The following is a 25,679-nucleotide window of genomic DNA, read 5'->3' as shown; positions in this document are numbered from 1 at the left end:
GTACCGATGCTCCGTTCCGCCCTCCTCGCCGCCTCCCGCTCCCCGCAGGTGCGTACCGTCGTCGAGAAGTTCCCGCCCACCCACGCGATAGTCGAGCGCTTCGTCGCCGGTGAGCAGCTCGACCAGGCGGTCTCCGCGACCGACGAACTGATCGCCACCGGCCGCAAGGTGACCCTGGATCACCTGGGCGAGGACACCAAGGACGCCGAGCAGGCGGCCGGCACCGCCGAGGCGTACGAGCACCTGCTCTCCGCGCTCAAGGACACCGGCCTGGCCGCCGACGCCGAGGTCTCGGTCAAGCTCTCGGCGGTCGGCCAGTTCCTGCCGGTCGACGGCGAGAAGATCGCGCTGGAGAACGCCCGGCGGATCTGCGTCGCGGCCGCCGAGGCGGGCACCACGGTCACCCTGGACATGGAGGACCACACCACCACCGACTCCACCCTGTCGATCGCCCGCGAGCTGCGCGCCGACTTCCCGTGGCTCGGCGTGGTGCTCCAGGCGTACCTGCGCCGTACCGAGGCGGACTGCCGTGACCTGGCCACCGCCGGGTCCCGGGTGCGGATCTGCAAGGGCGCCTACAAGGAGCCCGAGTCGGTCGCCTTCCAGGGCAAGCGCGACGTGGACCTGGCGTACGTCCGGGCCCTCAAGGTCCTGATGAACGGCGAGGGCTACCCGATGGTCGCCTCGCACGACCCGAACATGATCAAGATCGCCGGCCAGCTGGCCGAGTGGCACCACCGCGGCCGGGACAGCTTCGAGTACCAGATGCTCTTCGGCATCCGCCCCGAGGAGCAGCTCCGCCTCGCCGAGGCCGGCAACACCATGCGGGTCTACCTCCCGTACGGCCAGGAGTGGTACGGCTACTTCATGCGCCGCCTGGCCGAGCGCCCGGCCAACCTGACCTTCTTCCTCCGGGCCATGGCCACCCGGGGCTGACGGGTGACACCGGAAGGGGCCGGAGACGGCAATCGCCTCCGGCCCCTTCGGCGTTCGGTCAGAGCATCGCGCTCGCGGGCTTGACCATGGCGCGGGCGGTCTTGGCACTGACGTACTCGCCGATGGCGGTCATCACCCACTCGCCGGAGTACTGGCGGACCAGCTTGCACATCACCACGCCGGTCTGCGGCTCGGAGGTGGTGAGGTCGAAGCGGACCAGCTCCTGGCCCGAACCGGCGTCCAGCAGGCGGCAGTAGGCGTTCTTGACGTCGGTGAACTTCTGGCCGGAGAAGGAGTTGACCACGAAGACCAGGCCGCAGACCTCCGGCGGCAGGCCCTCCAGGTGGACGGTGATCGACTCGTCGTCGCCCGCGCCCTCGCCGGTGAGGTTGTCGCCGGAGTGCGCGATCGCGCCGTTGAAGATCGAGAGCTTCATGAACCAGGCGGTCTCGATCTTGTTCCGCTGGGCGTCGAAGGCGATGCAGGAGGCGTCCAGGTCGACGTTGCGGCCCCGGCCGGCCGGCTCCCAGCCGAGGCCCATCCGGATGGCGGAGAGGAAGGGCTTGCCGGCCTTCTCCAGCGAGACCGAGCCGCCCTTGGCCAGGCTGACCTTGCCCTTGTCCAGGGTGACCTTGGTGAGCGAGGCCGGGACAGCGGGCGGGGTGACCGGCCTCGGCGGCGTGGCAGTGGCCGGGGCGGCCGCTGCGGGTGCGGTCGGTGCGGGTGCGGCCGGTGCGGATGCGGTCGGCGCGGACGTCGGCATCGGCGGCGGCGCGGGGGAGTCGTCCACCGAGACGCCGAAGTCGGTGGCGATCCCGGCCAGCCCGTTGGCGTAGCCCTGGCCGACCGCGCGGACCTTCCAGGCGCCGGCCCGCCGGTAGACCTCGACCACCACCAGAGCGGTCTCCCGGGTCAGCCGGGGCGGGGTGAAGGTGAGCAGCACGGCGCCGGTGTCGGCGTCCCGCAGGGTGGCGGTCGGCTCGGTGCCCGCGAAGGTGGCCCCCGCGTCGTCCAGACTGGCCGTCACCACGATCTTGTCGATCCCGGCCGGTACCGCGCCGGTGTCCACGGTGATCGCGTCGGGCGATCCGGCGGAGGCCGGACGGTGCGTCACACCCGGCCCGTTCGGCGCGTTGAAGAAGACGAAGTCGGCGTCCGAGCGGACCTTGCCCGACTCGGTCAGCAGCAGCCCCGAGACGTCCAGTGCCTTGGGTGCGGTCACCTCGACCGTCACCCTGGCCGCGGTCAACGGCGCGTTGCCGCCCTGAGTCAGGACCGTCGTCACTGTGCTCCTCCTGATGCGCGCTCAACTGGCTGGTGTGCCTGGCCCTGAGCCTAACCAACTGACGGCCCGTCCGACCCGGCTCGGCGCCGTGTGGCGACAGCAGTCTGCCGCGCAGTGCCGCTCTGAGCGGAATGCTGCGAAATGGTCTTGAACGGGGTGCCGAGCTGGGGAAGCATGCAGGGATGCCAGCTCTTCAACGTACCGAGGCACGCACCCGTGCCCAGCTCCTGCAGGTGCACGGCTACGCCATCGACCTCGACCTGACCCGGGGCGAGACGGTGTTCGGCTGCACCACCGTGATCCGGTTCGGCAGCGCCGAGACCGGAGCCGGGACCTTCCTCGACCTCCGCCCGCAGACCCTGCACCGGGCCGTGCTGAACGGCACCGAACTCGACCCGGCCGCCCTGGACGGCAACCGGCTGCAGCTCACCGGCCTGCTGGCCGAGAACGAGCTGCTGCTGGAGACCGACCAGAACTACTCCAGCACCGGCGAGGGCCTGCACCGCTACACCGACCCCGCCGACGGCGAGGTCTACCTGTACGCGACCTGCGGTCCCGACCTGGCCCCGCTGGTCTTCCCCTGCTTCGACCAGCCGGATCTCAAGGCACCGCTGACCATCGCCGCCACCGCCCCGGCCGGCTGGACGGTGCTCGGCAACGGCGCGGGCAAGCAGGTCGCCGAGGGGCGCTGGGAGTTCGAGCCCACGCTGCCGATCTCCACCTACCTGTTCACCGTGGTGGCGGGCCCGCTGCACTCGGTGTACGCCGAGCACGACGGCATCCCGCTCGGTCTGCACGGCCGTCGGGCGCTGGCCGCCGACCTGGACCGGGAGGCCGCGGAGCTGTTCGAGGTGACCCGCGCCTCGCTCGACCGGCTGCACGAACTCTTCGACCAGCGCTACCCGTTCGGCCGCTACGAGCAGGCTTTCGTGCCCGAGTTCAACTGGGGCGCGATGGAGAACCCGGGCTGCGTGGTGTTCGCCGAGGAGATGCTCTTCCACTCCGCGCCGACCGAGGCCGAACGGACCTCCCGGGCCATGGTGGTGGCGCACGAGATGGCCCACATGTGGTTCGGTGACCTGGTCACCCTGCGCTGGTGGGACGACATCTGGCTGAACGAGTCCTTCGCCGAGTACCTGGGTTTCCGGGTGGCGGCCGAGGCCACCCGATTCACCAACTCCTGGAGCGGCTTCGCGGTCAAGCGCAAGGGCTGGGGCTACGACGCCGACCAGCGCGCCAGCACCCACCCGATCGCCGCGAACGGGCTGGAGAGCGTCGCCGAGGCGATGAGCAACTTCGACGGCATCTCCTACGCCAAGGGCGCCGCCGCGCTGCGCCAGCTGGTCGCCTGGCTGGGCGACGAGGCGTTCTTCGCGGGCATCAACGAGCACTTCGCCCGGCACCGCTTCGGCAACGCCGAACTCTCCGAGTTCCTCGAGGTGTTGGCGCAGAGCAGCGGCCGGGACGTGCACGGCTGGGCGGAGAGCTGGCTGCGCACCAGCGGCGTCGACACGCTGCGCCTGGCGGTGGAGCACGACGGCGACCGGATCGTCTCGGCCGAGCTGGTGCCGGACGGCAGCCGTCCGCACCTGGTCGGTCTGGGCGTCTTCGACCTGGACGCCGACGGGCGGCCGGTGCTGCGCGAGTCCTTCGAGGTGGAGGTCGAGCCGGGTCGGCCGACCGCCCTGCCGCAGCTGTCCGGTGCACCGCGCCCGGCCCTGCTGCTGCCCAACTTCGGTGACCTCAGCTGGGCCAAGATCCGGCTGGACGAGCACTCCTGGCTGACCGTCAGCTCCTCGCTCTCGCTGATCGAGGACCCGCTGACCCGCGCGGTGCTCTGGGAGCACGCCCGGGACCTCACCCGGGACGGCGAACTGCCGCCCGCCGCCTACCTGGACCTGGTCGCCGCGCACCTGCCGGGCGAGCCGGTGGACGCCATCGTGGAGGCGGTGCTGACCTACTCCCGGCTCCGCCTGCTGCCCTGCCTGGCACCGGCCGAACGGTCGGCTGCCGAAGCCCGACTCGCCACGGTGGCACGGGAGTTGCTGGCCCGGCCGGAGGCCGACCAGGGGCTGCGGCTGGCGGCCCTGAAGTCCGCGATCGAGAACGCGACCGGCCCCGGGCAGCTCACCGAGCTGGAGCACTGGCTGGCCGACGGGGCGCACGGGGCGGAGCTCAGCGCCTCGCTGCGCTGGGCCGCGCTGCTCCGGCTGGCGGCGCAGGGCGTGATCGGCGAGGAGCGGATCGCGGTCGAGCTGGCCGCCGACCCCGGTCTCACGGCGGCCGAGGGCGCCGCCCGGGCCCGGGCGGCGCTGCCCGGCGCCGAGGACAAGGCGCGGGCCTGGGCGCTGCTGTTCGACCCGGCCGGTGGGCTCTCCAACGCGCAGTTGAACGCGACCGCCCAGGGGTTCTGGCAGTCGGGCTCGGAGCAGCTGCAGAGTGCCTATCTGGAGCGGTACTTCGCCGAGATCCCGTCGGCCGGAAAGCGCGGCGACATCACCGCCAGGCTGCTCGCCAGTAGCCTCTTCCCGGCCGGCCGGTCCACTCCGGAGGCCGTCGCGCTGGCCGAACGCACGCTGGCGGACGGGGAGTTGAGCCCGGTGCTGCGCCGGGTGCTGGCCGACCAGCTGGACGACCTGGCCAGGGCGGCCCGGATCCGGGGCTGAGCTGAACGCGGTGGTCCGGGGGCTGCCCCGGGCCACCGCGTACGGATCAGCCGAACAGGCCCCGGACGGCCACCGCGCGCGGCTCGTCCAGCAGGCTGAACGCCGAGGCGGTCCAGGTCTCCTCGGGGGCGAGGCTCGGGCGCGCGGCGAGCGGGTCCAGCGGGGAGGTCGCGCCGTGCACGGCGAAGACGTACGCGCCGGGCTCGACGTCCAGACCCGGGGTGAGGGTGAAGCGGTAGATCACCGTGCCGCGCTCCTGAAGGACCGTCACCACCGTGCCCGGCAGGTTGCTCCAGGGCAGGGTGCCGGGCAGCGCGGTCGGCCGCTCGAGGCGGAACTCGACCTGCAGCGCGGTGATCGGCGTGACCACCGTCAGCTCCAGGGTGTGCCGGGTGCCCGAGAGGCCGAGCGGCCGGCATTCGGCCAGGCCGGTCAGCACCTCCGGCGACTTGGCGGCCGGGACACTGTCGGCCGGGACGCCGCCGGCGGGCTGTGCGGCGGCGATCGGTGGCTGGCTGGGGCCGTGGCCGGTCGGCGGGCCGAGGGACGGACCGGCCGACGGCACGGCGGACTCGGACCCGGACTCGGACGGGCTCGGGGAGGCCGGCGGCCCGACGGGGGCCCCGGTGGCCGGCGACGGCGGCGCGGAGCTCCGGGACGGCGTCGGCCCTGCGGTGACCGGGCGGGCCGGGGGCTGGCTGGGCTTTGCGGCCGGGGTCCCGGTCTTGACGGCCGGGCCGGGTGTGGTGGGCGAGGTGGCCGTCGCACTGGGGGCGGCCGAGCTGCTCGCGGCCTGCTGCGGGACGGCGTCGGGGCTCGGCGCGGGCGGGCTGGCACCGACGTTGATGAGCCCGGGCGGCCGGCCGACGTTCTGCTGCTGGCTGACCAGCCAGGTGGTGGCCACGCTGATGCCGACCACGGTGGACATCGCCATCGCGGCGCCGGAGAACCGGAAACCGGGCAGCCGGAAGCGGGCGCCGATCGGCTTCGGCCGGCCGTGCCTGGCCTGCCGCTGGTCGGGCTCGGCGACCCGCACCGTCCCGCTCTCCTCGCGGAGCATCAACTTGCCCCCTCCCCACCGTCCGGGCATGACACCGCCCGGGCGCGGGCAGAGTGCTGGAGAGACTACCAGCGGTCACCTGACGGTTCGCCAGGCCCGGTGCGAAACGTCTTGATGACACTTCTGCTCCGTCAGTTCTGGCGGCCCCGAAGGCTGTTGGCGGGTGGTCGGCCGGCCGTTGCAACCTCTTTGCAACCGTTGCAGCGGGCGGCGCACTGCCGCAGTCTGGGCAGAACCCCAGCCGCCTCGGAGAGATCGTCATGCCGCGCGACCCACTGTCAGCAGCCTCGAACCCGCCGTTCGCCGCCACCCCCACGGGCGACGAGGCGGTCCGACCCGACGAGCCCGGGCCGGTGGAGGAGATCCTGATGCTGCGGATCGCACTTGACGAGGACTCGGTGGGCGAGGTGCGCACCCGGTTCAGGTACGACCCGGACCGGCCTTACGAGGTGCTGCTCACCTTCCACCTGGGCCGCTCGGACGAGGCGGACTGGGTGTTCTCCCGTGACCTGCTCCGGGACGGCCTGCAGAGCCTGAGCGGCCAGGGCGACGTCAAGCTCTGGCCCGCGTACTGCCCCTGCCACGGCTCGACCCTGCACCTGGCGCTCGAATCACCGCACGGGCAGGCCCTGTTGGAGGTCTCCAAGCCGAAGGTGAAGGACTGGCTTGACCGCACCTACGCCTGTGTCTCGGCAGCGGACGAGGCGGCCGCCGGGCCGACCGACGACCAGCTCGCCGCACTGCTCGCCGAGGGCTGAGACTCTCCGGGCAGGCAGGAGCCGACGCACCCGGCCCCCGGCAGCCTGAGCACCCCGCGCAGCAGGTCGGCCCGCAGCTCCCGGACGGCCGGGGCGGAGGAGGTCGGCAGCAGGTCGTACGGGTCGCCGGGAGGCAGCACCGAGACCTCGGCGGACCGGCTGAGCCGGTAGGGCCGGTGGTCCAGCAGCCCGCCCAGGTAGCGCCGCAGCCGGGAGATCTCGGCCCGGACGGTGACCGTCCTGGCCCGGTCGCCGAACAGTGCCTCGGCGAGCTGGGCGGCGCTCAACCCGTCCCGGTGCACCGCGAGCAGCAGCACGAGTTCGGCGTGCCGGGGGCTGAGCGCGTGCGACCAACTGCCCACCGCGCCGCGGACGGCCAGCTCGGGCCGGGTGCTGCGGCGCAGGTCCAGGGTGATCGTGGCGCCCTCGGTCTGCTCGGCCAGACCGTCCGGGTCGGTGCCACCGCGCAGCGGGCGGATCAGCCAGCCGTCGGCCAGCGGTTCGACCGCGCACTCGCCGATGGTGGGCAGCCAGAGCCGGGGTGAGGAGCCGAGCCCCTCGGCGGGCAGCCGCAGCCGGGGGACCGGCGGCAGGCCGATCGCGGCGGCTGTCCAGCCCGCGCCGTCCACCACCATGGCGGGCTGGTCGACCCGGGCCAGCAGCGGGATGGCCACCGTGCGCAGCTGGTGCAGCGCCTCCAGCTGACGGGCCTTCAGCTCGGCCTCGGCCAGCCGGGCGGCGGTGGCGGCGAGCGGCAGCAGGTAGGGCGCCATGGTGCGGGCGGGGCCGCTGAGGTTGACCGCGCCGAGCAGCTGACCGGTGCGCGGGTCGTGGATCGGGGCGGCCACGCAGGTCCAGTCGTGGTGGCTGCGCAGGTAGTGCTCGGCGGAGTGCACCTGCATCGGACGGCGGACCCGCAGCGCCATGCCTATCCCGTTGGTCCCCACCTCGTCCTCGACCCAGCGGGCGCCGGTCTCGAAGCCGATGCCGTCGGCGATGCGCAGCAGCGGGCGTTCGCCCTCGTGCCAGAGCACATGGCCCTCACCGTCGCTGATCGCCAGGATCAGCGGGATTCCGCTGGTGGGGAGCAGCAGGGTGGAGCGGAGCACCGGGAGTATCTCGGACAGGTGGGTCTCCCGGCGGCGGTGCTCGACCTCGGCCAGGCTCAGCCGGTATGCGTTCCGGCCTCGCTCCGGGTCGAGCCCGAGCCGGCGCAGCCGCTCCCAGGAGTCCCCGATCTCCGGCCTGGGCTCGGGGGCGCCGGGGTCTCCCGACATCGTCCGGTCGTGCTGTCGGTCCAGATCGAGGGCCTCCGGGGTCCGGCGAGGCTGCGGGACCGCGCGATGACTCTCCAGCAAACCGGTGCCTCCCCGTCCCGTGGTGTCCCGAGACAGGTTACGACCGTCGGCCCGTCGAATGGGGGGCTTGGCAAATCTTTCGACCGTTCGGTATGGAGACGATCTGTCAGGGTTTGACGAGAAATCAGGATCTTCTGCGGCGTCTGATAGTAGTTGTCTCTGTGATCCCATTTGTTCAGGAGACGTTCAGGTCCGCGCCCCTCGCCTACGACGGCAGCGGGATCGACGGCGGCCTCTACACCACGGTCACCGGCTGGGCGCAGGACGCCCCGCACTGGTTCGACCGGCTGGTCGAGGTCTGGTCGGACCTCGGCCTGGTGGTCTTCGCGCTCTTCATGCTCTACGGCTGGTGGCGGGCCAGAAGCGCCGATCCGGTGGTGATGGCCCGGGTGCTGGCGGCCCCGCTGATCGTGGCCGCCGCCTACCTGGTGAACCTGGCGCTGAAGAGCCTGGTGGAAGAGGTGAGACCCTGCCGGCAGATCCCCGGCAGCGTCACGTTGGAGTCCTGTCCGCCGCCGGGCGACTGGTCCTTTCCGAGCAACCACGCGGTGATCGCCTTCGCCACCGCGACCGCGCTCTGGTTCGCCTGGCGGGCGCTCGGCCTGGTGTGCGGGGTGGCCGCGCTGCTGATGGCCGCCTCCAGGGTCTGGATCGGGGTGCACTACCCGCACGACGTGGTGGCCGGTGCGCTGGTCGGCATCCTGGTGGCGATCCCGCTCGCGCTGGCGGCGGCCCGCGCCGCTCCGCTGGTGGACCGGGCCCGCAGCGGCCCGCTCGGCCCGATGTTGTCTGTACAACTCTTGAGGGGCGGTTAATCTCCGCGCCGCCGGTCGGACGTCCGTAGGACACCTGGAGGCTTCAGTCTGGCCGCCATGAGAGTCATCGTCGTAGGAGCGGGCGTGCTGGGGACCATGCACGCCTGGCAGGCCGTCGAGCGCGGCCACGAAGTCGTCCACCTGGAGCGCGAGAGCGAGGCGCGCGGCGCCTCGGTGCGCAACTTCGGCCTGGTCTGGGTCAGCGGCCGGGCCGCCGGGGAGGAGCTGGCGGTCGCGCTCCGGGCCCGCGAGCTCTGGGAGGGCATCGGCGCCAAGGTGCCCGGGCTGTACTTCCGGGGCAACGGCTCGCTCACCGTGGTCCGTACCGAGGCCGAACTCGCGGTGGCCGAGCAGGCCCTGCTGCGGGACGACGCCGAGGCCCGGGGCTACCGGCTGCTGGACGCCGCGCAGACCAGGGCGGCCAACCCGGCCCTGCGCGGCAAGCTGCTCGGTGCGCTGCACTGCGACCGGGACGCCGCCGTCGAACCCCGGATCGCCCAGCCCGCGCTGCGCACCGCGCTGGAGGCTACCGGCCGCTACACCTTCCTGCCCGGGCGCGAGGTACGCGAGGTGGTCGGCGAGAACGCCGTCCGGGACGACCACGGCCAGACCCACCAGGGCGACCTGGTGATCCTCTGCACCGGTGCCTGGCTCGGCGGTCTGGTCCGCGAGCTGGCCCCCGAACTGCCGGTCCGCAAGGTCCGGTTGCAGATGATGCAGACCGATCCGCTGGGCGAGCCGCTGCCGACCTCGGTGGCCGACGGCGACAGCTTCCGCTACTACCCGGCCTTCGCAGGACCCGCACTGGAGGAGCTGCGCGCCGCCCAGCCGCAGGGCCCGGTGGCAGCCGAGCACAGGATGCAGCTGCTGATGGTCCAGCGCCAGGACGGCGGCCTGACCATCGGTGACACCCACGAGTACGACCAGCCGTTCAACTTCGACGTGGTCGAGGAGCCGTACGAGCACCTGGCCGCCGTGGCCGAGGAGCTGCTCGGCCGGCCGCTGCCCCGGATCAGGCACCGCTGGGCCGGGGTGTACGCGCAGTGCGTCGACATCACCCGGGTGGTGCACCGGGAGCAGCTGCGCAGCGGCGTCTGGCTGGTCACCGGGCCCGGTGGGCGCGGGATGACCTGCTCGCCCGCGATCGCCGAGACCACCGCCCAACTCGCCAACCTGTAAGGGTAGTTCTGCAATGACTGACATCTCTCTGGTCGTACTCGACATGGCCGGCACCACCGTGGCCGACGACGGTCTGGTCGAGCGGGCCTTCCAGGCCGCCGCCGACGGGCAGGGCGTCGAGGCGGGCAGCGCCCAGCACCAGCGGATGCTGGAGCACGTCCGGGCCACCATGGGCGAGTCGAAGATCTCGGTCTTCCGCCACCTGTTCGGCGCGGAGGAGCGGGCCCAGCAGGCCAACCTGGACTTCGAGGCCGCCTACCACCGGCTGGTCGACGAGGGCCACTGCGCGGCACTGCCGGGCGCGGCCGAGGCGATCGCCGAACTGCGCGCCTCGGGCCGCAAGGTGGTGCTCACCACCGGCTTCTCCCGGGCCACCCAGGACCGGATCCTGACCGCGCTCGGCTGGGAGTCGGTGGCCGATCTGACGCTCTGTCCGGCCGAGGCGGGCCGTGGCCGGCCGTACCCCGACCTGGCGCTGACCGCGCTGCTGCGCACCGGCACCGACTCGGTCCGGGAGCTCGCGGTGGTCGGTGACACCGGCTACGACATGCTCACCGGCGTCCGCTCCGGCGCCTCGGTGGTGGCCGGGGTGCTGACCGGTGCGCACGACCGCGAGCGGCTGCTCGCGGACGGCGCCACCCATGTGCTCGGCTCGATCGCGGAGCTGCCTGCACTGCTGGCCGGCTGACGGCTGGTCAGCTGGCGGCCGACGGGCCGGCCCGGGGCGGTGGGAGCCCCGGGCCGGCCCTTCTGATTTCAGCCGCCGGCCGGGAACCTGATCGGCATCGCGTCGGTCAGCCCGGGCGGCACCACCGCGATCAGCAGGGCGGTCAGCCCGTCGGGCCCGGCGTGCAGCACGGCGCCGCTGTCCAGCGGGCAGACCGCCAGCGCGTTCCGGCGCAGCGGCAGGGTGCTGCCGTCGGAGGTGACCAGGCGGCCGCCGCCGCTGACCACGAACCAGATCTCCTCGGTGCCCGCCCGCCCGCGGGCGTCGATCTGGCTGCCGGGGGTCAGCGCCAGGTGGTCCACCGCCTCCGTCTCGCTGTGGAAGAAGCCCCGGCGGGCCAGTGACTGTCCGGCGCTGCGTACGGTGCTGTCGCGCAGGGTGAGCGGGGCGCGGCCCGTCCGCGAGATGATCATGCTGCGCTCCCGTCCGTGATCCGGCGGCCGTCCCTGGCGTTCGGCACCCCCAGACTGGCGGTGAAGAACCGCAGCGGCAGCCCGTCGGCCTGCAGGGTGACCTGGCTGCCGAGCGGCAGGGTGACACCAGTGCCGGGCGCCAGCGGCACCTCGGTCTTCCCGGCCTTGGCCCGGCCGGTGCCGTTCAGCACGAACAGGGTGTGCTCGCGGTCGTCCGACCGGAAGGTCTCCTGTTCGCCGGGCTCCAGCGTGACCAGCCGGGCCTCCCGGAGCGGGCCGCTGAGCAGGGTGGTCAGGTCGGCCGGACCGTGCGCTTCGAGGTCGATGACGGTGGCGGCGGCGGTGGCAGCGGTGCTCATGAGGTGCCTTCCGGAGTGACTCGGATCGCCCGTCAGCGTGGCGGCGACGGGCGGGCTGATGACTTCGATGACGATCCAGTCGAGGTCCACGGCGCCCGGGTTGTTCAGCCGGTGCCGGGTGCCGACCGGGTTGGTGATCAAGGTGCCGGGCCCGACCGGGTGCAGCTCGCCGTCGAGCAGCAGCTCCCCCTGGCCGGAGACCACGAAGTACAGCTCCTCGGTCCGGCTGTGGTGGTGCACGCCGCACTCCGCCCCGGGCGGCAGGGTGGAGATCTCGATCGCCTCCCAGGTGCCGTCCAGACCGAGCCTGCGGGCCAGGCACTTCCAGCGAGCGACGGCCAGGCCGCCGTGCATCGCGTACACGTCGGAGGCACCGCCGGGTGCCGCGACGATCAGCTCGTCGGCGTACTCGACTGCCGTGGTGGTGGGGGTCGGCTGCATGCCGCTCTCCTCCTCGGGTGCTCGGTAGGGTTTCTGCACTGCCCCCATCGTGCGGAGCCCGCGGTCCCGGATGCCTGGGGCAGGTGTCACGAACCGGTCCCGAGAGCGGGGTTGGTTCGTCTGACAGCGGCTCGTCCATGTGCGAACATGTCCACCGCCAATGAGATCTGACGATCAGCCAGGGGGACTCGCATGATCAGAACAGGCACGCCTCAACCCATGCCCGGTTGGGACGGTGGCGACGGCAACAGCGCGTATCTGGACAAGACCCTGCGCCATGCCCCGGTCGAAACGGCACTCGACGACCGGGTCGGCCTGCGGACCCTGCTCGGCCTGGTGGCGCCCGCCTGGATCGTCGGCACCGTGGTCGCGGTGACCCTCGCCGTGTCGGGCCTGCTGATCGCGTCGGCCGGGGGCGAGTTCGAATCCGCCGTCAACAGCTACGGCAGCCGGTACGGCGACAGCGAGGGCGGCAGCGGCTTCGGCGTATTCCTGCTGATGTCGGCCCTCCCCGCCTCGTGGGTCGCCTTCCTGCTGGTGCTGCTGTTCCAGCGGGTGATCGAACCGATCGCCGAGTGGCGGGTGCTGCTGCACGAGCGGGCCGACAGCGATTCGGCGTACGCGCAGATCCGGATGGTGGTGCTGCAGCGCGGCTACCCGCTGGCCCACCAGGACGAGTGGACGGCGGCCGGTCCCGGCGGCCGTGACCTGGTGAAGCGGCTGGTGCTGAGCCAGGGGGACTGCACCGCGCACATCGCGGTCTTCACGTACGGCAACGGCCTGTACCTGGGCTGGCAGATGTGGCGTTCACGGCGGTCGAGCCGGCTGATCGGCCAGTACGTACGCGACATCGTCGGCAACTTCACCGGCAAGGCCGACCTGCAGTGGGCGATGGCCAGGACCGAGCAGGTCCGCGCCATGCGCGAGGCCGTGCACGCGGCCTGCCGGGAGGGGCTGGTGGTGGCGATCGAGGGCCGCCAGGTGCCGCTCAGCGCGGGGTTCCCGGACGGGCGGATCCCGCTGGTCAAGCAGGCGGGTGTGGCGGGCGCCGGGGTGCCGGCTCCGGTCTCCGGGGTGCCGGTGTCCGGTGCCACCGGGAGCTTCCCGGTTCAGCAGCCGCCGGCTCCGCCCGCCCGGTCGTACGGCCCGGTCGCCCCGCCCGCTCCGCCTGCTCCTCCCGCGCCGCCGGTCGGGCCGCCCGGTACGTGGTCCGGTGGCCCGGTCGGCCAGGGGTGACGGTGGATCAGTGGGGCCCCGGTGTCCTGGTCCGCGCCGACGGTTCGGGCGGGTACACCGCCTGGACCGCCCAGCGGATCGCTCCGGCGCCGGGTCTGGCCGAGCACCGGGCCTACACCGGGCTCGGTGAGGAGCAGCGTCGGATCGAGACCGAGGCGGCCGAACTGGCCTGGCTGTCCGGCCTGTGCCGCCCCGGCGGCCGCTTCGAACTGCGCTGCACCGGCGGTCCCGCAGATCCGGTCCGGGCCGTCCTGCTGACCAGGGCGGACGCGCCGACCCCGGCGGCGGCGGTGGCCGCGGCCAAGGACGTGGTGGGGGTGCTGCCCGCCCATGTGACGGGCGAACCGGCCGATGTGGAAGTCGAGTTGACCGCCCTGACGGCGGACGGCAGCCCGCCCGCCGCAGTGGACCTGCGGGAGATCCGCAAGCGGATCGACGTCCGGACCATCGCCCGGCCGAGCTCGCCCCGCCGCCAGGCCGCAATCGCCGCGCCGCTGGCCCCGAGCGGCCGGTCCTGGGAACTGCTCTGGACCGAGCTGGCCCGACAGCCGGTGCCCACCGCACTCTCGGTGGCCCTGGAGCCGGTCCAACTGCTCCCCGAGGCCGGGCTGTTGTTCCATCAGTTCGCCGAGCTGTACGCCCGGCTGGCCGCACCGGTGGACGGCAGCCCGCTCTGGCAGGGCGCCCGCCGGGGCGATCCGGCGGCCGAGGCGGGCCGCGACTTCTTCGACGACGCGATCCGCCGCTACCTCGGCCCGGTCTTCCGGCTGCGGATCACCCTGGCGGCCGCCGGACCGCTGCCACCCGGGCTCGCGCAGCTGGCCGCCGACCAGGTCGGCGGGGCGGTGCTGACCCCGGAGCCGTCCGAACGCGGCCTGTCCTGGCGGAACTTCACCACGCTCGCGCTCGACCCGCTGCCCCTCACGCACCGTCCGCCGGTGGACCAGGGTGACTGGGGGGACGTCGAGCAGGAGCTGTCAGGGCTGGTCGACCGCCAGGAGGCGGCGGCCGCGTTCCGGCTCCCGTACGAGTTCACCGGGCGCGCCGTCCGGCTGTTCGAGCGGTCGGCTCCCGGACCGCTGCCCCCACGATCGGCCCCGAGCGGCCCGCTGCCCGGTCTCTCCCCACTGCTCTGAAAGGTCCTTGCTCGTGTCCCAGTTCACCATCGCCTTCGACGGCACCGACGACGACGTCCGGGAGGATGCCGAGGCTCTCCACCAACACCTCGACCGAGACAGCGAGTTGCGTGGTCTGACCGACAGTCGGATCCGCCCGCCCCGCCCGGGCGAGCAGGGCGGCATCGCCGACGCGGTCCAGTACGCCGCCGACCTCGGCCCGCTGGTGATCGGCCCGCTCTGCGTCTGGCTGGAGGCCCGGCTGCGCCGCAGCGGCGTCTCGCTGGAGCTGCGCCGCCCGGACGGCACCGAGCTGCGGATCTCCGCCGACTCCACCCGGGACAGTGCCGAACTGCTGGACCAGGTCGCGGAGTTCCTGGCGGAGTGAGTGCGTGGCCGCTGCTGCCCGACCGGTCCTCCTCCTGGGCGGTGCTGATCGCCGTCGGGGCGTACGCGGAGCTGTCGGCGATGCCCGAGGCGGTCCGGTCGGCCGAGCTGCTGGCCGATCATCTCGGCGGCCCCGACGGGGTGTTCGATCCTGATCAGGTGATCCGGGTGCTCGATCCGCAGAGCGCCCGGGAGGCGACCGACCGGATCGCCTGGGCGGCCGGCCAGGCGACGAGCACACTGTTCGTCTACTACGCGGGCCACGGCGTGACCGGTGGCGGCGCCGAGCGGCTGCACCTCGCGCTGCCCGGCACCGTCGACAAGCCCGGTGTGCTGAGACGGACGGCGCTGTCGGCCGACGCGGTGTTCGCCGCGATGGGGACGCGGGCCACCCACCGGGTGGCGGTGCTCGACTGCTGCTTCGCCGGTCTGGCCCTGGACGAGCCGTCTGCCGCCGACCTGCACCTGCTCACCGCCGTGGACCGGAGCCGCAAGGCGCTGTTCAACCAGGAGCTCGGGCTGACCCGGTTCGCCGAGGAGTTGCTGCGGCTGTTCGAGGAAGGTGTGCCGGAAGCCGCCGAACATCTCACCTTGGATCTGATCTACCGTCAACTAGCCATCAATCTGAACCAGTTGCCGGCCAAGCGATCCCGCACCTATGTGGCGCCGATCCCGATGCAACGTACGGTCGACGCCAGCGGCAGCCTGGCACTGGCCCGCAACCGGGCGTACGGCACGGCCCGCACCGAGCCGGGCCTGCGGGCCAGAGCCGCCTTTGCCTACCGCCAGTTCGCCGTCCGGCACCGTCGCCAACCCTGGCACCAGCCGCAGGCCACCCGCCTCCTGCACGGCATCGCCGCCGACGCTGCCGACTCCCTGGGTCGCACCCACCCCCTGACCTTCCAGCTCCGCAACGCGCACGCCCAAGCCGTCGGAGCCACCGAGGGCCACCCCGCCGCCCTGGCCCTGCTGGAGCCGCTCGCCACCGAAGCCACCGCTGTCCTGCCCGCCGACTCCCCAGTGCTTGCCGTCATCCTGGCCACCCTCGTGGAGCACAGGCCCTGACGCCGGATGTATGGGTCCGGTTCATTCGGAAGGAGGCATCAGCCCCGTCTCCCCCGTGCTCGACCTCTGGTTGGCCTACGCTGGCCGGGCAGCCTAGGAGGAACCCGTGAGCACAGCGCCACAGCATCACGGCGGGGAGCTGATTCCCCGCCCGGAGAAAACCCCGGACGCTCTCCGGGCAGCCCTGGCCGTCGTGGCACCGGATCGCCTTGACGAGATGCAGGCAGACCTCAACAAGGCGTTCGCCGAGGCCAGCCGAGAGAACAGCATCACTCCGGTGAAGGCATTCGTGATTCAGTGGGCCACCGTCGTGGAGATCGAGCGTCACCCGGAACGCGCAAGGGAGTTTCACCGCGCCGAGTACTTGGTGCAGATCGAGGACGACGACGTGAGCTTCCGGAAGCACATGACACTTATCGCCACCACCCTCCGTGAGGCGCAGGCGGCGGTGCAGGAGTGACCTGGTCGTGGGAGTACTGGACCAGTAGGGAAGAGATCGCGGGTGGAGCGCCGCCGTCGTTCGTGAAGGCGGTGGAGGACAAGGCGGCCGAGATCGTCCGGGCGGCCGAAGTGCTGTACCTGGACGGAACCGCTTGGCAGGGCCCCAACCCGAGGTCCGCCGACATGCGCGTTCCCGGCGGCATGTTCAGCTACACGATCATCATCCGCAAGGAGCGGGTCTACGTCCTGCAGATCACCTGCCTCGACTTCTAGTGGCTCGTCTCAGTTCCTTTGGAGGGCAGGCTGGTGTCCGCGCAGGTCAGTCGGTGCCGGACATCACCACGTTATGCATCCCTCTACGCTAGCCAGGTGCGCTACCTGACCGGATCCTTCGCCCTCGGTGCCCTGCGGCGAAGCCGCAGTCCGGGCAGTCCTAATGCCCGCCACCCCGACGTCCTGGCCGCCCAGCGCCCCGCCGAACGGCTTCAGATTCTCAAGTCGAGGACTGTATGACGACCTGCTCACCCTCTCCCTTCGGTTCCTCGAAGCYGGCCAGGTAGCGGTTGAACAGCGCCTCATCCACGGTGACGGCGTTGGCGCCCTCTACRCCGCTCCGTACTTCGAGGCGGCGCTCCAGCGTCGTCCGGTCAGCCTTGAGGTGGACCAGTTCCCAGTGGCAACCGTGGCTTTCAATCAGCGCCTTGTAGTCGTCGCGGGCGGCGCGACTCCAGAAGCTGTAGTCCACCACCACGTCGCGCCCGGCCAGCATCAACTCGACCAGCTCCTGCCGTTGCTCGCGGCGGATCACTTCCTTGAGCCGGTCGAACGCATCAGCTTCCAGCACCAGGCCGGCGTCGCGCTGCCCGAGTCGTTGCCAGACCACTTCGTCGATCGACAACCGGGCGAAACCGCGTCGCACCAGATCCATCGCGTAGGTGGTCTTGCCCGCTCCGGGAAGACCGCACATCAGCACCACCGTGCTCAATTGCTCCGTCACGGAGCCAGGTTNGCGTCGCACCAGATCCATCGCGTAGGTGGTCTTGCCCGCTCCGGGAAGACCGCACATCAGCACCACCGTGCTCAATTGCTCCGTCACGGAGCCAGGTTAGACCGACCAACCCGGGCGAACCTTGGTCCGGATGTCTGCTGCACCCGTTTCTGCGGCCCGTGCAGCGCTAGCGTTGGGCCTCGTGATCATATGGCTGAACGGCACCCACGGCGCAGGTAAGACGACGACCAGTGCACTCGTGCAGGAGCTGATCCCGGATTCACGGGTGTTCGACGCCGAGAAGGTGGGCGAGACACTCATGGACATCACGCCGGGGCTGCCCAGGACGGACAACTTCCAGCACTGGCCGCCGTGGCGGCCACTCGTCGTCGAGACCGCCCGCCGCGTTCTCGACTACACCGGGGGCACTCTGGTGATGCCCATGACTGTCCTGGTCGAGCAGTACTGGCGCGAGATCAGCACGGGCCTCGCTCAACATGCCATTCCGGTGCGGCACTTCGTCCTCCATGCTGACCAGGAAACCCTCCGAGGGCGCATCGCGGGCGACACTGTTGTTGGCCCCAACTCCTCGTTCCGCCTCAAATACCTTGAGCCCTACGCCGAGGCGGCCCGCACCTGGCTGCACGCCGAGGCCGAGGTCGTCGACACCACGCACCTCACGCCCGCCCAGGCTGCCCGGCAGATCGCAGAGGCCGTCAAGAGCTGAGTTCAACCCGCCGCCCTGGCTGAGCGCCGGGCTTGACGTCCGTGCCGGGCCCGGTAGCGCCGGTCAGGTCCGGTAGTGCGAGGCGACCCCGGGCTGGCCGGTGTAGTTGGGGCCGGCGGTGTCGTCCGCGCCGAGGTAGTCGAACGGCAGCCTGACGGTGCGTCCGCCGTCCAGGGTGAGCAGGTGCCGCCGGGCGCGGTACTCGAAGCCTGCTGCCCGGAGGGCCGCCAGTACGGGGCGGGCCAGCGAGCCGCCGTCGGGGCGTCGGACGGACTCCGGGTCGAAATGTGCGGTGAACCGGCCGTCCGGGACCAGCCAGTCGGCGATCTTGGCCAGCAGACCGAGCTTGTCGCCGAGGTAGTGCAGGCCGTGCACGCAGGTGATCAGGTCGTACTTGCGGCCGGGTGACCAGTCGGCGAGCGAGGCGGTGACCAGGCGGACGCCGGCGGCCGAGGTTCGGTGGCCGACCGGGCCCACCAGGTCCACGCCGGTCAGCACCGCGTCGGCCAGGAGCCGGTCGGCGGCGAGCAGCAGGGCAAGGCCCTCACCGCTGCACAGGTCGAGCCAGGAGGCCGGGCCCGGCCGTCCGAGCAGCCACTCGGCCGGGTCGAAGCCGAGTTCGCGCCGGTAGCTGTTGACCCCGGTCAGGGACCGCTCGCGGTTCATCGTGCTGTTGGCCACGACAGTGGAACGGTCCAGGTCGGAGTCGGTCAGCAGGGTCGCCATCAGCTCAGGCTACCGGCCGGACACCACCGCCTTCAGGGCGTCCAGGAAGCGGGCGGTCGGCTCGCTGGCCCGCCCCGTACTGGCGGCCAGGACGGTGCGGACCGGAGGGTCCGTCAGGTTACGGACCAGGAGGTCGGTGCGGAGGGCGGGGGTGAGGAGACGCGGGACCAGGGTGATGCCGAAACCGGCGGCGACGAAGGCCTGTTTGCCGAGCAGGCTGCCGCACTCGATGTCGATACGGGGAGTGAAGCCGGCTCGGGCGCAGGCGCCGGTGAGCAGGGTGGCGGCGCCGGGGTCGTCCTCCACCCAGGTCTCGTCGGCGAGTTGGGCGAGGTCGACGGTGTCCTGGTCGGCGAGCCGGTGGCCGACGGGGAGGAGCAGGCAGAGCGGGTCGTCAAGGAGCCGGACCAGTTCGATCCCGGTGAGCAGCGGCAGGCCCGGCGGGTAGTCGGTGACCACCGCGACGTCCAGTTCGCCCTCGCGCAGGCGGGGAAGCAGCTTGGACGTGACGTCCTCGACGAAGGTGACCCGGGCGCCGGGGCGGTCCCGGGCGTAGCGGGCGAGGGCGCGGGGCAGCAGGGTGGCGGCGGCCGTCGGCACGGCGCCGACCCGCAGCCGGGCGGCCTGGTCGCGGCCGACGGCGGTGATCTCCTCGGCGGCCCGTTCGGCCCGGGTGACGATCGCGTGGGCGTGCTCCAGCAGCACCAGCCCGGCCGGGGTCGGCCGGACGCCTCGGGCGTGCCGCTCCAGCAGTGAGCTGCCCAACTGTCGTTCCAGCGCCGCGATCTGACGCGACACGGCGGACTGGGTGTAGCCCAGGGTCTGGGCGGCCGCGCTGATCGAGGTGAGCCGGCACACCTCACGGAAGGAGCGGAGGGCAGCGAGTTCCATGCACGGGAGGGTATGCGGTGGACGCATGGCCGGTCTGCCGGATATTCGCTACCGGAAGATCAGCGCGAGGGCGAGGATGACGCGGTATCAGTAGGCGCTTCGGAAGGACCCGTCATGTCCCAGCTCAACCGTCTCGGCGACCCGGCCGGCGTAGCTCCCAGTGGCCGGTACAGCCACGTGGTGTCCGGCACCGGGCGGCAGGTGTTCGTCGCCGGGCAGGTGGCGTTCGACGAGAAGGGCCAACTGGTCGGTGAGGGCGATGCGTTGGCCCAGGCCCGGCAGGTCTTCGCGAACCTCGGCCACTGTCTGGCCGCCGCCGGGGCGGGCTTCGAGCACCTGGCGAAGCTCACCATCTTCGTGACCGACATCGCCCACCTGGAAGCGGTCCGCACCGCCTGGGACGAGGCGCTCGACCCGGCGTACGCTCCGGCCAGCTCGGCGGTCCAGGTCGCGGGGCTGTTCCGGCCCGAACTACTGCTGGAGATCGAGGCGTTCGCCATCGTGCCGGAGCAGCTGGCGTGAAGGTCACCGTCTGTGGACTCGGCCGAATGGGAACCGCCTTCGCCGCCGCCCTGGTGACGGCCGGTCATGAGGTGACGGGCTGGAACCGGACCGGCCACGGGCCGGTGCAGGACGCCGTCGCGGGCGCGGAGGCGGTGGTGATCGCCGTACTGGACGGCCCGGCCGCCCGGTCGGTGCTGGCCGGGGTGCTGGCGGGCGCCGCGCTGGGGACGCTCGTGATCAACGCGTCCACCGTCGGGCCGGACGAGTCCCGGCAGTTGGCGGCCGAGGCGGTGGCGGCGGGGCTGCGCTACGTGGAGGCCCCGGTGCTGGGCTCGGTGCCGGCCGTCCGGGCCGGGAGCCTGACCGTGCTCACCGGAGGGGCGGCGACGGACGTGGCGGCGGCCGAGCCGGTGCTGCTCGCCTGGTCGCACGCCGGGGAACGCCGCTGGACCGGGCCGGTCGGTACCGCGTCGGCGCTCAAGCTGGTCGCCAACCTCACGCTCGGCATCGCGGCGGCGGGCCTGCGGGACACACTGGCCCTCGGCGAATCCCTGGGGCTACCGAGGGGTCAGATCCTCGATCTGCTGGCGGAGGGGCAGTTCGGCCGGCTGGTCACCGCCAAGCGCGAGCGGCTGGCCGAAGAGTCCTACGGGGACGCCGACTTCACCCTCGCGGCGCTCGCCAAGGACCTCCGCCTGGCGCTCGCGGCCGGGCCCGCCCTGCCGGTCGCCGAGGCCGCCGCCCGTACGGTGGCGGCGGCCGTCGCCGACGGCGGGGCGGACCAGGACCTGGCCGCGCTGGCCCGAGGTCAGGCGATCTCGTAGTCGAACCAGATCCGGTGGGTGCCGTCGGCATCCACCTGGAGGCCGCCGGAACCGGTGATGCCCGCCAGCTCACCGGTGCCGCTGGACGGCACGATCAGGAAGAACCGGTCGGTCGGCTCGCCGCCCGCGGTGGTCATCGAGTGGACGAAGTTGAACGCCCCGGCCCGGCCGTTCACCTTGCCCTCGAAGGACTCCATCGCCAGGTAGGTGCCGACCCCGGCCGCCTGGTCGTACGCGCCGGTGAAGACGGTGGCCGAACGGCCCGCCGCCTCACCCTCGAACTGCTTCTCCATGATCGCGACGCCGACCGGCAGCGCGGTCTCCACGACCGGATCGACCGTCAGCTCGGCCGGGACGAAACTCTTTACGGTAAAGGTGCCGGAAGCTCTCATGCGGCGGATGGTACGGCGGGGCACTGACACTGGCCGGGGATCAGGGCGCCCCGGGCGGGTCGGGCCACGACAGGTGGAAGCCGGTCGGGCATGTTGGAACTACTGGAGACGTACCGCAGTCCGGACAAGGTCGGCGACGGCTCTGGACCGGCTGTGCGGTGGCCAGGCGATCACGGTGGTGACTGTGGGCGCGTCCAGCACGGGCACGGCGGCGAGGTCATCGGGCAGTTGGGCTCGGCACGACTCCGGTGAGACCGCGCAGGCCCGGCCGAGCGCGACGAGCTGCAACAACTGCGCGTGGTCGCGGACCTGCGGGCCCGGGCCGGGCGAGTAGGTGCCGTCGCGGCAGGGCCAGCGCGGCAGAGGCAGGCCCGGCAGCCCGGTGATGTCGGCCATGTGTACATGAGCTCGGACGGTGAGCGGATGCCCGGCCGGCAGGATCACGACCTGGCTCTCCGTGCTGAGCTCCTCGGTGTGGAACCCGGCCGTCGAGTCGAACGGCCGGTGCAGCAGCGCCACGTCGGCCCGGCCTTCGCGCAGGAGTCGTTCCTGCTCGGCCGGACCGCACAGGATGACGTCGACGGGGACCGCGCCGGGTTCGGCGGCGTACGCGTCGAGCAACTTCGCCAGCAGTTCTCTGGACGCGCTGGCCTTGGTGACCAGGACCAGGCCGGGACCGCCGGTCACCGAACGGGCCGCGCGGCGGGTCCGCCGCTCGGCGGCTTCGACCGCGTCCAGGGCCGCCCGGCCCTCGATCAGCAGCACCGAGCCGGCCTCGGTCAGCGTGACGGTGCGGCTGGTCCGGTCCAACAGCACCGCCCCGAGCCGACGTTCGAGCTGCTGGATCGCCCGTGACAAGGGCGGCTGCGCGATCCCGAGCCGCTGCGCGGCGCGCCCGAAATGCAGCTCTTCGGCGACGGCGACGAAATACCGCAGTTCCCTGGTCTCCATGCAGGCACGCTACCCCGGATCAATACCCGGACGGTATCGCCGACCACCCGATCGGTCTTGGACCCCCGGCCGGCTCCGCAGGCAGCATGGTTCCCATGAGCGAACGAACGATTGCGCTGATCACCGGCGCGAACAAGGGAATTGGCTACGAGATCGCCGTGGGCCTGGGCGCCCTCGGCTGGAGCGTCGGCATCGGCGCCCGCGACGAGCAGCGCCGTGCGGCCGCGGTGGAGAGGCTGCGCGCGGCCGGCGTCGATGCGTTCGGCGTGCCACTGGACGTGACCGACGACGCGAGCGCCACCGCCGCAGCGCAGTTGATCGAGGATCAGGCCGGGCGTCTCGACGTACTTGTCAACAACGCGGCCATCACCGGCGGCATGCCGCAGGAGCCGACCCGGGTCGATCCCGCCACCATCCGAACTGTCGTGGAGACCAACGTGATCGGCGTCATCCGCGTCACCAACGCGATGATGCCGCTGCTGCGCCGCTCCGCCTCGCCGCGGATCGTCAACATGTCCAGCGCGGTCGGCTCCCTCACCCGGCAGTCGGAGGACGCCTCCGAGCAGGCGATCGGTCCGGTGGCCGCGGCGTACTCGCCGTCGAAGAGTTTCCTGAACGCCGTCACCCTCCAGTACGCCCGGGAGCTGCGCGGCACGAACATCCTGATCAACGCCGGCTGCCCCGGTTACGTCGCGACCGACCTCAACGGCTTCCGCGGCGTGCGTACCCCCGAGCAGGGCGCCGCGATCGCCATCAAGCTCGCGACGCTGCCCGACGACGGGCCGACGGGCAGGTTCTTCGAGGACGCCGGCGTAGTTCCCTGGTGATGTGCAGGGCTGTCATCGCCCGCAGGGTCTCAGTCGGGCCAGCCGCCCCGGCCTGCCAGGTCGAGCACCAGCGCGCCGATGTTCCACGCATCGTCCTCGCCCCGGTGGTGGCGCCCCTCCAGTGGCAGCCCGGCGATCTCCAGGGCCTGCGCCATGCCCGGCCGCTTGCGCAGCCCGTACACCTCGGTGAAGACCGCCTTGGCGTTCACGTGCCGATCGCCGAAGGGGTAGGCGACCTGGTAGCCGCACTGCCGGGTGAACTGCTTCCGGTCGTAGTCGCCCCAACTCGCCCATGGCAGCGACCCGGTGTGGTGTTCGGCGGCCAGCAGGCGGCACGCCTCGGCGAAGCTCACCCCGGTGTCCACCTCGGCCTGGGTCAGCCCGGTCAGCTGGGTGCAGAAGGCACTGACCGAGGAGCGGGCGGGGCGCACCACGATCCGGTGCCGCCCCACCCGCTGCCCGCTGTCCAGGTCGACCACGGTCAGCCCGATCTCGATGATCTCGCTCACCGAGCCCACCGGGGGCATGCCGTCCCAGCAGGTCGCCTCGATGTCCACCACGTTCAGCAGTCCGGCTGTCCTGTCCATCCGCCGAGCGTAGGTGGGCCGGGCCGCCGGGTCACCCGGATTAGCCGTCAGTGCAGGGTGCCCGCGTAGCGCTGGGTGAAGCGGGTGCCGGTGGCGGCGGTCACGGTGACGTCGTAACGGCCTTGGTCCAGCGCCCAGTTCAGGGTGCGGGTGGACTGGGCCGGGACCCAGACGGACTGCGCCGGGGTGCCGAAGTCGTTCGGTGTGGCGGCGAAGTAGGCGGGTGTCCGCCCGGAGTTGGTCAGGGTCAGGGTCAGCGAGGACCCCGTGACGGCTGCGGTCACCACCGGGACGGCCACGTCGTCCTGCCCGGCCGGCACCACCGAACCGGCGAACCGGCGGACGAAGCCGTCCGGGCCGTGCACGGTGAAGTCGTACCGGCCGTCGGTGGCGGCGGTGTCCCAGACGTAGCTCGCGGAGGCTCCGGCAGGGACGGTGTACGGGGTGCCCGCGAAGGCGTACACGATGTTCGGGTAGACCATGTAGGGGAAGGCCACCGAACCGGAGTTGGCCAGTGCGCAGGTGACCTTGCCGGTGGACCGGTCGACCGTGACATCGGCCCACGGCCGGTACGGCAGTCGCCGGTGCGGGCGGGCTCCGGGCTCCTGGACGGGCTTCGACTGGGCTCCGACGGCGGGGAGTTGGACGGCCGGGAGCTTGGCGGCGGCGTCCGCCTTGGCCATCAGCGCGGCGGTGTCCGGCAGGGTGGGCAGCGAGAGGTCGGGGTTGCCGAAGTCGAAGCAGCTGGTGAGGTCGCCGCTGACGGTCCGTCGCCAGGCGGAGATGTTCGGCTCCTGCACGCCGGTCACCACCTCGAGCAGCCGGAGCACCGAAGTGTGGTCGAACACCTGGGAGTTGACCCACCCGCCGCGCGACCACGGCGAGGCGACCCAGCACGGCACCCGGTTGCCGAAACCGATCGCCCGGCCCTGGGTGAACTCGTTCGCGGTGCCCGCCTCGGGTGTGGGCGGCACCATGTGGTCGAAGTAGCCGTCGTTCTCGTCGTACATCACCAGGTAGGCGGTGTGCTTCCACACCTCCGGGTTGGCCATCAGCGACTGGAGCGCGGTGTTCACCCAGTGCGCCCCGTAGTTGGGGTTGGCCGCCGGGTGCTCGCTGAACAGGTACGGGGCGACCAGCCAGGAGACCGTGGGCAGGGTGCCCGCCTTGCAGTGCTGGTCGAAGGCGGTCAGGTCCCACTTGGTCATCGCGTTGATGTAACGCGGGTCGGTGGCGGGGAAGTTGTGGAACTGCTTGAAGTAGGAGAGCGCGTTGTCGTCGTAGTCGCCGGTCCGCTCGTCCTTGCTCGGGTTGTGGTAGACCCGCCAGCTCACCCCGGCGTCCTGCAGTCGCTCGGCGTAGGTGGTCCAGTCGGCCACCGGGTTGTCGGTGACCGGGGTGTTGTCGATCCACGGCCCGGTGGTGCCGTCCACGCCGGGGCCCGAGGTGCCGGTCCACAGGTAGAGCCGGTTCGGGTCGGTCGGCCCGGCCAGCGAGGTGAAGTAGGCGTCGCAGAGCGTGAAGGCGTCGGCCAGCGCGTACTGGTAGGGCACGTCGGCGCGGGTGAAGTACCCCATCGCCCGCTCGCCCTTGGCCGGGATCCACTTGTTCATGGCGCCGTTGTTGATCGCCTGGTGGCCGGTGGCCCAGTCGTGCGGCAGGCCGCCGGCGTTCTGCGCGTTGTACTTGCTGGTGTCCATCCGGTACGGCAGCATCACCCCGCCGTCGCTGCGGCCGGCGTCGGGCTGGCGGAACACGTTGCCGCCGTCGGGGAACTGGAGCGCCTGCTTGTCGTCGAAGCCCCGGACGCCGTTGAGGGCGCCGAAGTAGTGGTCGAAGCTGCGGTTCTCCTGCATCAGGATCACCACGTGCCGGATGTCGGCGACCGTCCCGGTGAGCCCGACGGAGCCGGGGGTGACGGCGGAGGCGGTCTCGACGGGCAGGCCGACCAGGGCGGCGGCGCCGGCGGCCGCGGTGGCCCCGACGAAGGTGCGACGGCTGAACTCGGTCATCGGATACGG

General features: G+C 72.1%; 28 protein-coding genes. 16 read left to right on the top strand and 12 right to left on the bottom strand.

Translation table 11 applies throughout. The annotated features are described in order from the left end of the window. The first annotated feature begins 6 nt into the window (after positions 1–6). A complete protein-coding gene (locus ASC99_RS36330; RefSeq protein WP_057240303.1) occupies positions 7–936 on the top strand; it encodes a proline dehydrogenase family protein in 930 nt (309 codons plus the stop codon). A 58-nt stretch (positions 937–994) separates the two neighbouring features. Here the strand turns inward: ASC99_RS36330 and ASC99_RS36325 are convergent, their stop codons facing one another. Further along, a complete protein-coding gene (locus tag ASC99_RS36325; RefSeq protein WP_057240416.1) occupies positions 995–2,209 on the bottom strand; it encodes a TerD family protein in 1,215 nt (404 codons plus the stop codon). Between the two features lie 194 nt (positions 2,210–2,403). Between ASC99_RS36325 and pepN the strand changes: the two genes are divergently transcribed. Further along, on the top strand, positions 2,404–4,887 hold the full coding sequence (pepN, locus tag ASC99_RS36320; protein ID WP_057240302.1) for an aminopeptidase N: 2,484 nt from the start codon (positions 2,404–2,406) through the stop codon (positions 4,885–4,887). Between the two features lie 46 nt (positions 4,888–4,933). On the opposite strand, the gene ASC99_RS36315 is transcribed toward pepN, so the two are convergent. Further along, positions 4,934–5,947 (bottom strand): hypothetical protein, encoded by a 1,014-nt coding sequence (locus ASC99_RS36315; protein WP_057240299.1) that lies wholly within the window; start codon positions 5,945–5,947, stop codon positions 4,934–4,936. A 260-nt stretch (positions 5,948–6,207) separates the two neighbouring features. Between ASC99_RS36315 and ASC99_RS36310 the strand changes: the two genes are divergently transcribed. After that, entirely contained in the window at positions 6,208–6,705 is a 498-nt protein-coding gene (locus tag ASC99_RS36310; protein ID WP_057240296.1) for an SsgA family sporulation/cell division regulator, read from the top strand. Here the strand turns inward: ASC99_RS36310 and ASC99_RS36305 are convergent. Beyond that, positions 6,624–8,063: a helix-turn-helix domain-containing protein gene (locus tag ASC99_RS36305; RefSeq protein ID WP_057240294.1), complete on the bottom strand. Its 1,440-nt coding sequence runs from the start codon at positions 8,061–8,063 to the stop codon at positions 6,624–6,626. The two genes, ASC99_RS36310 and ASC99_RS36305, sit on opposite strands and share 82 nt — an antisense overlap. A gap of 161 nt (positions 8,064–8,224) precedes the next feature. On the opposite strand from ASC99_RS36305, the gene ASC99_RS36300 reads away from it, so the two are divergent. Genes ASC99_RS36300 through ASC99_RS36290 form a run of 3 tightly spaced genes read left to right on the top strand, consistent with a single transcriptional unit; the run spans position 8,225 to position 10,745 of the window. Then, entirely contained in the window at positions 8,225–8,878 is a 654-nt protein-coding gene (locus ASC99_RS36300) for a phosphatase PAP2 family protein (protein WP_057240292.1), read from the top strand. Between the two features lie 57 nt (positions 8,879–8,935). Continuing rightward, positions 8,936–10,057: a TIGR03364 family FAD-dependent oxidoreductase gene (locus ASC99_RS36295; RefSeq protein ID WP_057240290.1), complete on the top strand. Its 1,122-nt coding sequence runs from the start codon at positions 8,936–8,938 to the stop codon at positions 10,055–10,057. Between the two features lie 13 nt (positions 10,058–10,070). Next, positions 10,071–10,745 carry a phosphonatase-like hydrolase gene (locus tag ASC99_RS36290; RefSeq protein WP_057240288.1) on the top strand — a complete coding sequence of 225 codons (675 nt, stop codon included), beginning with the start codon at positions 10,071–10,073 and terminating at the stop codon, positions 10,743–10,745. A 68-nt stretch (positions 10,746–10,813) separates the two neighbouring features. Here the strand turns inward: ASC99_RS36290 and ASC99_RS36285 are convergent, their stop codons facing one another. Together ASC99_RS36285 and ASC99_RS38200 are read right to left on the bottom strand one after the other, a co-directional pair. Continuing rightward, complete coding sequence (locus ASC99_RS36285; protein ID WP_057240286.1) at positions 10,814–11,197, bottom strand: hypothetical protein; 384 nt, start codon at positions 11,195–11,197, stop codon at positions 10,814–10,816. After that, entirely contained in the window at positions 11,194–11,997 is an 804-nt protein-coding gene (locus ASC99_RS38200; protein WP_162257961.1) for a cupin domain-containing protein, read from the bottom strand. Before ASC99_RS38200 ends, ASC99_RS36285 begins: the two co-directional genes overlap by 4 nt. Before the next feature lie 219 nt (positions 11,998–12,216). On the opposite strand from ASC99_RS38200, the gene ASC99_RS36275 reads away from it, so the two are divergent. From ASC99_RS36275 to ASC99_RS36250, 6 genes are all read left to right on the top strand, one after another. Continuing rightward, positions 12,217–13,233 carry a hypothetical protein gene (locus ASC99_RS36275; RefSeq protein WP_057240284.1) on the top strand — a complete coding sequence of 339 codons (1,017 nt, stop codon included), beginning with the start codon at positions 12,217–12,219 and terminating at the stop codon, positions 13,231–13,233. A gap of 2 nt (positions 13,234–13,235) precedes the next feature. Next, positions 13,236–14,369 (top strand): hypothetical protein, encoded by a 1,134-nt coding sequence (locus tag ASC99_RS36270; protein ID WP_057240282.1) that lies wholly within the window; start codon positions 13,236–13,238, stop codon positions 14,367–14,369. A gap of 13 nt (positions 14,370–14,382) precedes the next feature. After that, positions 14,383–14,736: a hypothetical protein gene (locus ASC99_RS36265; RefSeq protein WP_057240280.1), complete on the top strand. Its 354-nt coding sequence runs from the start codon at positions 14,383–14,385 to the stop codon at positions 14,734–14,736. Further along, positions 14,733–15,800, top strand: coding sequence for a caspase family protein (locus tag ASC99_RS36260; protein WP_057240278.1), 1,068 nt, complete (start codon positions 14,733–14,735; stop codon positions 15,798–15,800). The genes ASC99_RS36265 and ASC99_RS36260 overlap by 4 nt, the downstream gene beginning before the upstream one ends. Positions 15,801–15,906: 106 nt before the next feature. Then, positions 15,907–16,260, top strand: a complete 354-nt coding sequence (locus tag ASC99_RS36255; RefSeq protein WP_057240276.1) for a DUF6247 family protein — start codon at positions 15,907–15,909, stop codon at positions 16,258–16,260. Continuing rightward, on the top strand, positions 16,257–16,514 hold the full coding sequence (locus tag ASC99_RS36250; protein WP_057240275.1) for a hypothetical protein: 258 nt from the start codon (positions 16,257–16,259) through the stop codon (positions 16,512–16,514). Before ASC99_RS36255 ends, ASC99_RS36250 begins: the two co-directional genes overlap by 4 nt. A gap of 220 nt (positions 16,515–16,734) precedes the next feature. Here ASC99_RS36250 and ASC99_RS42470 read toward each other — a convergent pair whose 3' ends face one another. After that, entirely contained in the window at positions 16,735–17,208 is a 474-nt protein-coding gene (locus tag ASC99_RS42470; RefSeq protein ID WP_369825219.1) for an AAA family ATPase, read from the bottom strand. Between the two features lie 223 nt (positions 17,209–17,431). On the opposite strand from ASC99_RS42470, the gene ASC99_RS36240 reads away from it, so the two are divergent. Then, positions 17,432–17,956 (top strand): AAA family ATPase, encoded by a 525-nt coding sequence (locus ASC99_RS36240; protein WP_057240411.1) that lies wholly within the window; start codon positions 17,432–17,434, stop codon positions 17,954–17,956. A 63-nt stretch (positions 17,957–18,019) separates the two neighbouring features. Here ASC99_RS36240 and ASC99_RS36235 read toward each other — a convergent pair whose 3' ends face one another. After that, positions 18,020–18,682, bottom strand: a complete 663-nt coding sequence (locus tag ASC99_RS36235; RefSeq protein ID WP_157531973.1) for a trans-aconitate 2-methyltransferase — start codon at positions 18,680–18,682, stop codon at positions 18,020–18,022. A gap of 9 nt (positions 18,683–18,691) precedes the next feature. Beyond that, on the bottom strand, positions 18,692–19,573 hold the full coding sequence (locus tag ASC99_RS36230) for a LysR family transcriptional regulator (protein WP_057240273.1): 882 nt from the start codon (positions 19,571–19,573) through the stop codon (positions 18,692–18,694). A gap of 114 nt (positions 19,574–19,687) precedes the next feature. On the opposite strand from ASC99_RS36230, the gene ASC99_RS36225 reads away from it, so the two are divergent. Both ASC99_RS36225 and ASC99_RS36220 read left to right on the top strand, forming a co-directional pair. Continuing rightward, the gene (locus tag ASC99_RS36225; RefSeq protein ID WP_057240271.1) at positions 19,688–20,095 is read left to right on the top strand and encodes a RidA family protein; all 408 of its coding nucleotides are present in this window, start codon (positions 19,688–19,690) and stop codon (positions 20,093–20,095) included. Then, the gene (locus ASC99_RS36220) at positions 20,092–20,901 is read left to right on the top strand and encodes an NAD(P)-dependent oxidoreductase (protein WP_057240269.1); all 810 of its coding nucleotides are present in this window, start codon (positions 20,092–20,094) and stop codon (positions 20,899–20,901) included. The genes ASC99_RS36225 and ASC99_RS36220 overlap by 4 nt, the downstream gene beginning before the upstream one ends. On the opposite strand, the gene ASC99_RS36215 is transcribed toward ASC99_RS36220, so the two are convergent. Continuing rightward, complete coding sequence (locus ASC99_RS36215; protein WP_057240267.1) at positions 20,886–21,293, bottom strand: DUF3224 domain-containing protein; 408 nt, start codon at positions 21,291–21,293, stop codon at positions 20,886–20,888. The genes ASC99_RS36220 and ASC99_RS36215 overlap by 16 nt on opposite strands. Positions 21,294–21,392: 99 nt before the next feature. Further along, complete coding sequence (locus ASC99_RS36210) at positions 21,393–22,244, bottom strand: LysR family transcriptional regulator (RefSeq protein ID WP_057240265.1); 852 nt, start codon at positions 22,242–22,244, stop codon at positions 21,393–21,395. A gap of 95 nt (positions 22,245–22,339) precedes the next feature. Here ASC99_RS36210 and ASC99_RS36205 point away from each other — a divergent pair, with 95 nt between their 5' ends. Next, positions 22,340–23,071 carry an SDR family NAD(P)-dependent oxidoreductase gene (locus ASC99_RS36205; RefSeq protein ID WP_057240264.1) on the top strand — a complete coding sequence of 244 codons (732 nt, stop codon included), beginning with the start codon at positions 22,340–22,342 and terminating at the stop codon, positions 23,069–23,071. 29 nt (positions 23,072–23,100) lie between these two features. Here ASC99_RS36205 and ASC99_RS36200 read toward each other — a convergent pair whose 3' ends face one another. Both ASC99_RS36200 and ASC99_RS36195 read right to left on the bottom strand, forming a co-directional pair. Next, entirely contained in the window at positions 23,101–23,658 is a 558-nt protein-coding gene (locus tag ASC99_RS36200) for a 3'-5' exonuclease (protein WP_057240262.1), read from the bottom strand. A 47-nt stretch (positions 23,659–23,705) separates the two neighbouring features. Further along, entirely contained in the window at positions 23,706–25,670 is a 1,965-nt protein-coding gene (locus ASC99_RS36195; RefSeq protein WP_057240260.1) for a phosphocholine-specific phospholipase C, read from the bottom strand. Positions 25,671–25,679 lie beyond the last annotated feature (9 nt).

The organism is Kitasatospora sp. Root107, from assembly GCF_001424875.1.
In the GTDB taxonomy this organism is placed as follows: domain Bacteria; phylum Actinomycetota; class Actinomycetes; order Streptomycetales; family Streptomycetaceae; genus Kitasatospora.
This window is presented reverse-complemented; position numbering and strand designations above follow the sequence as displayed.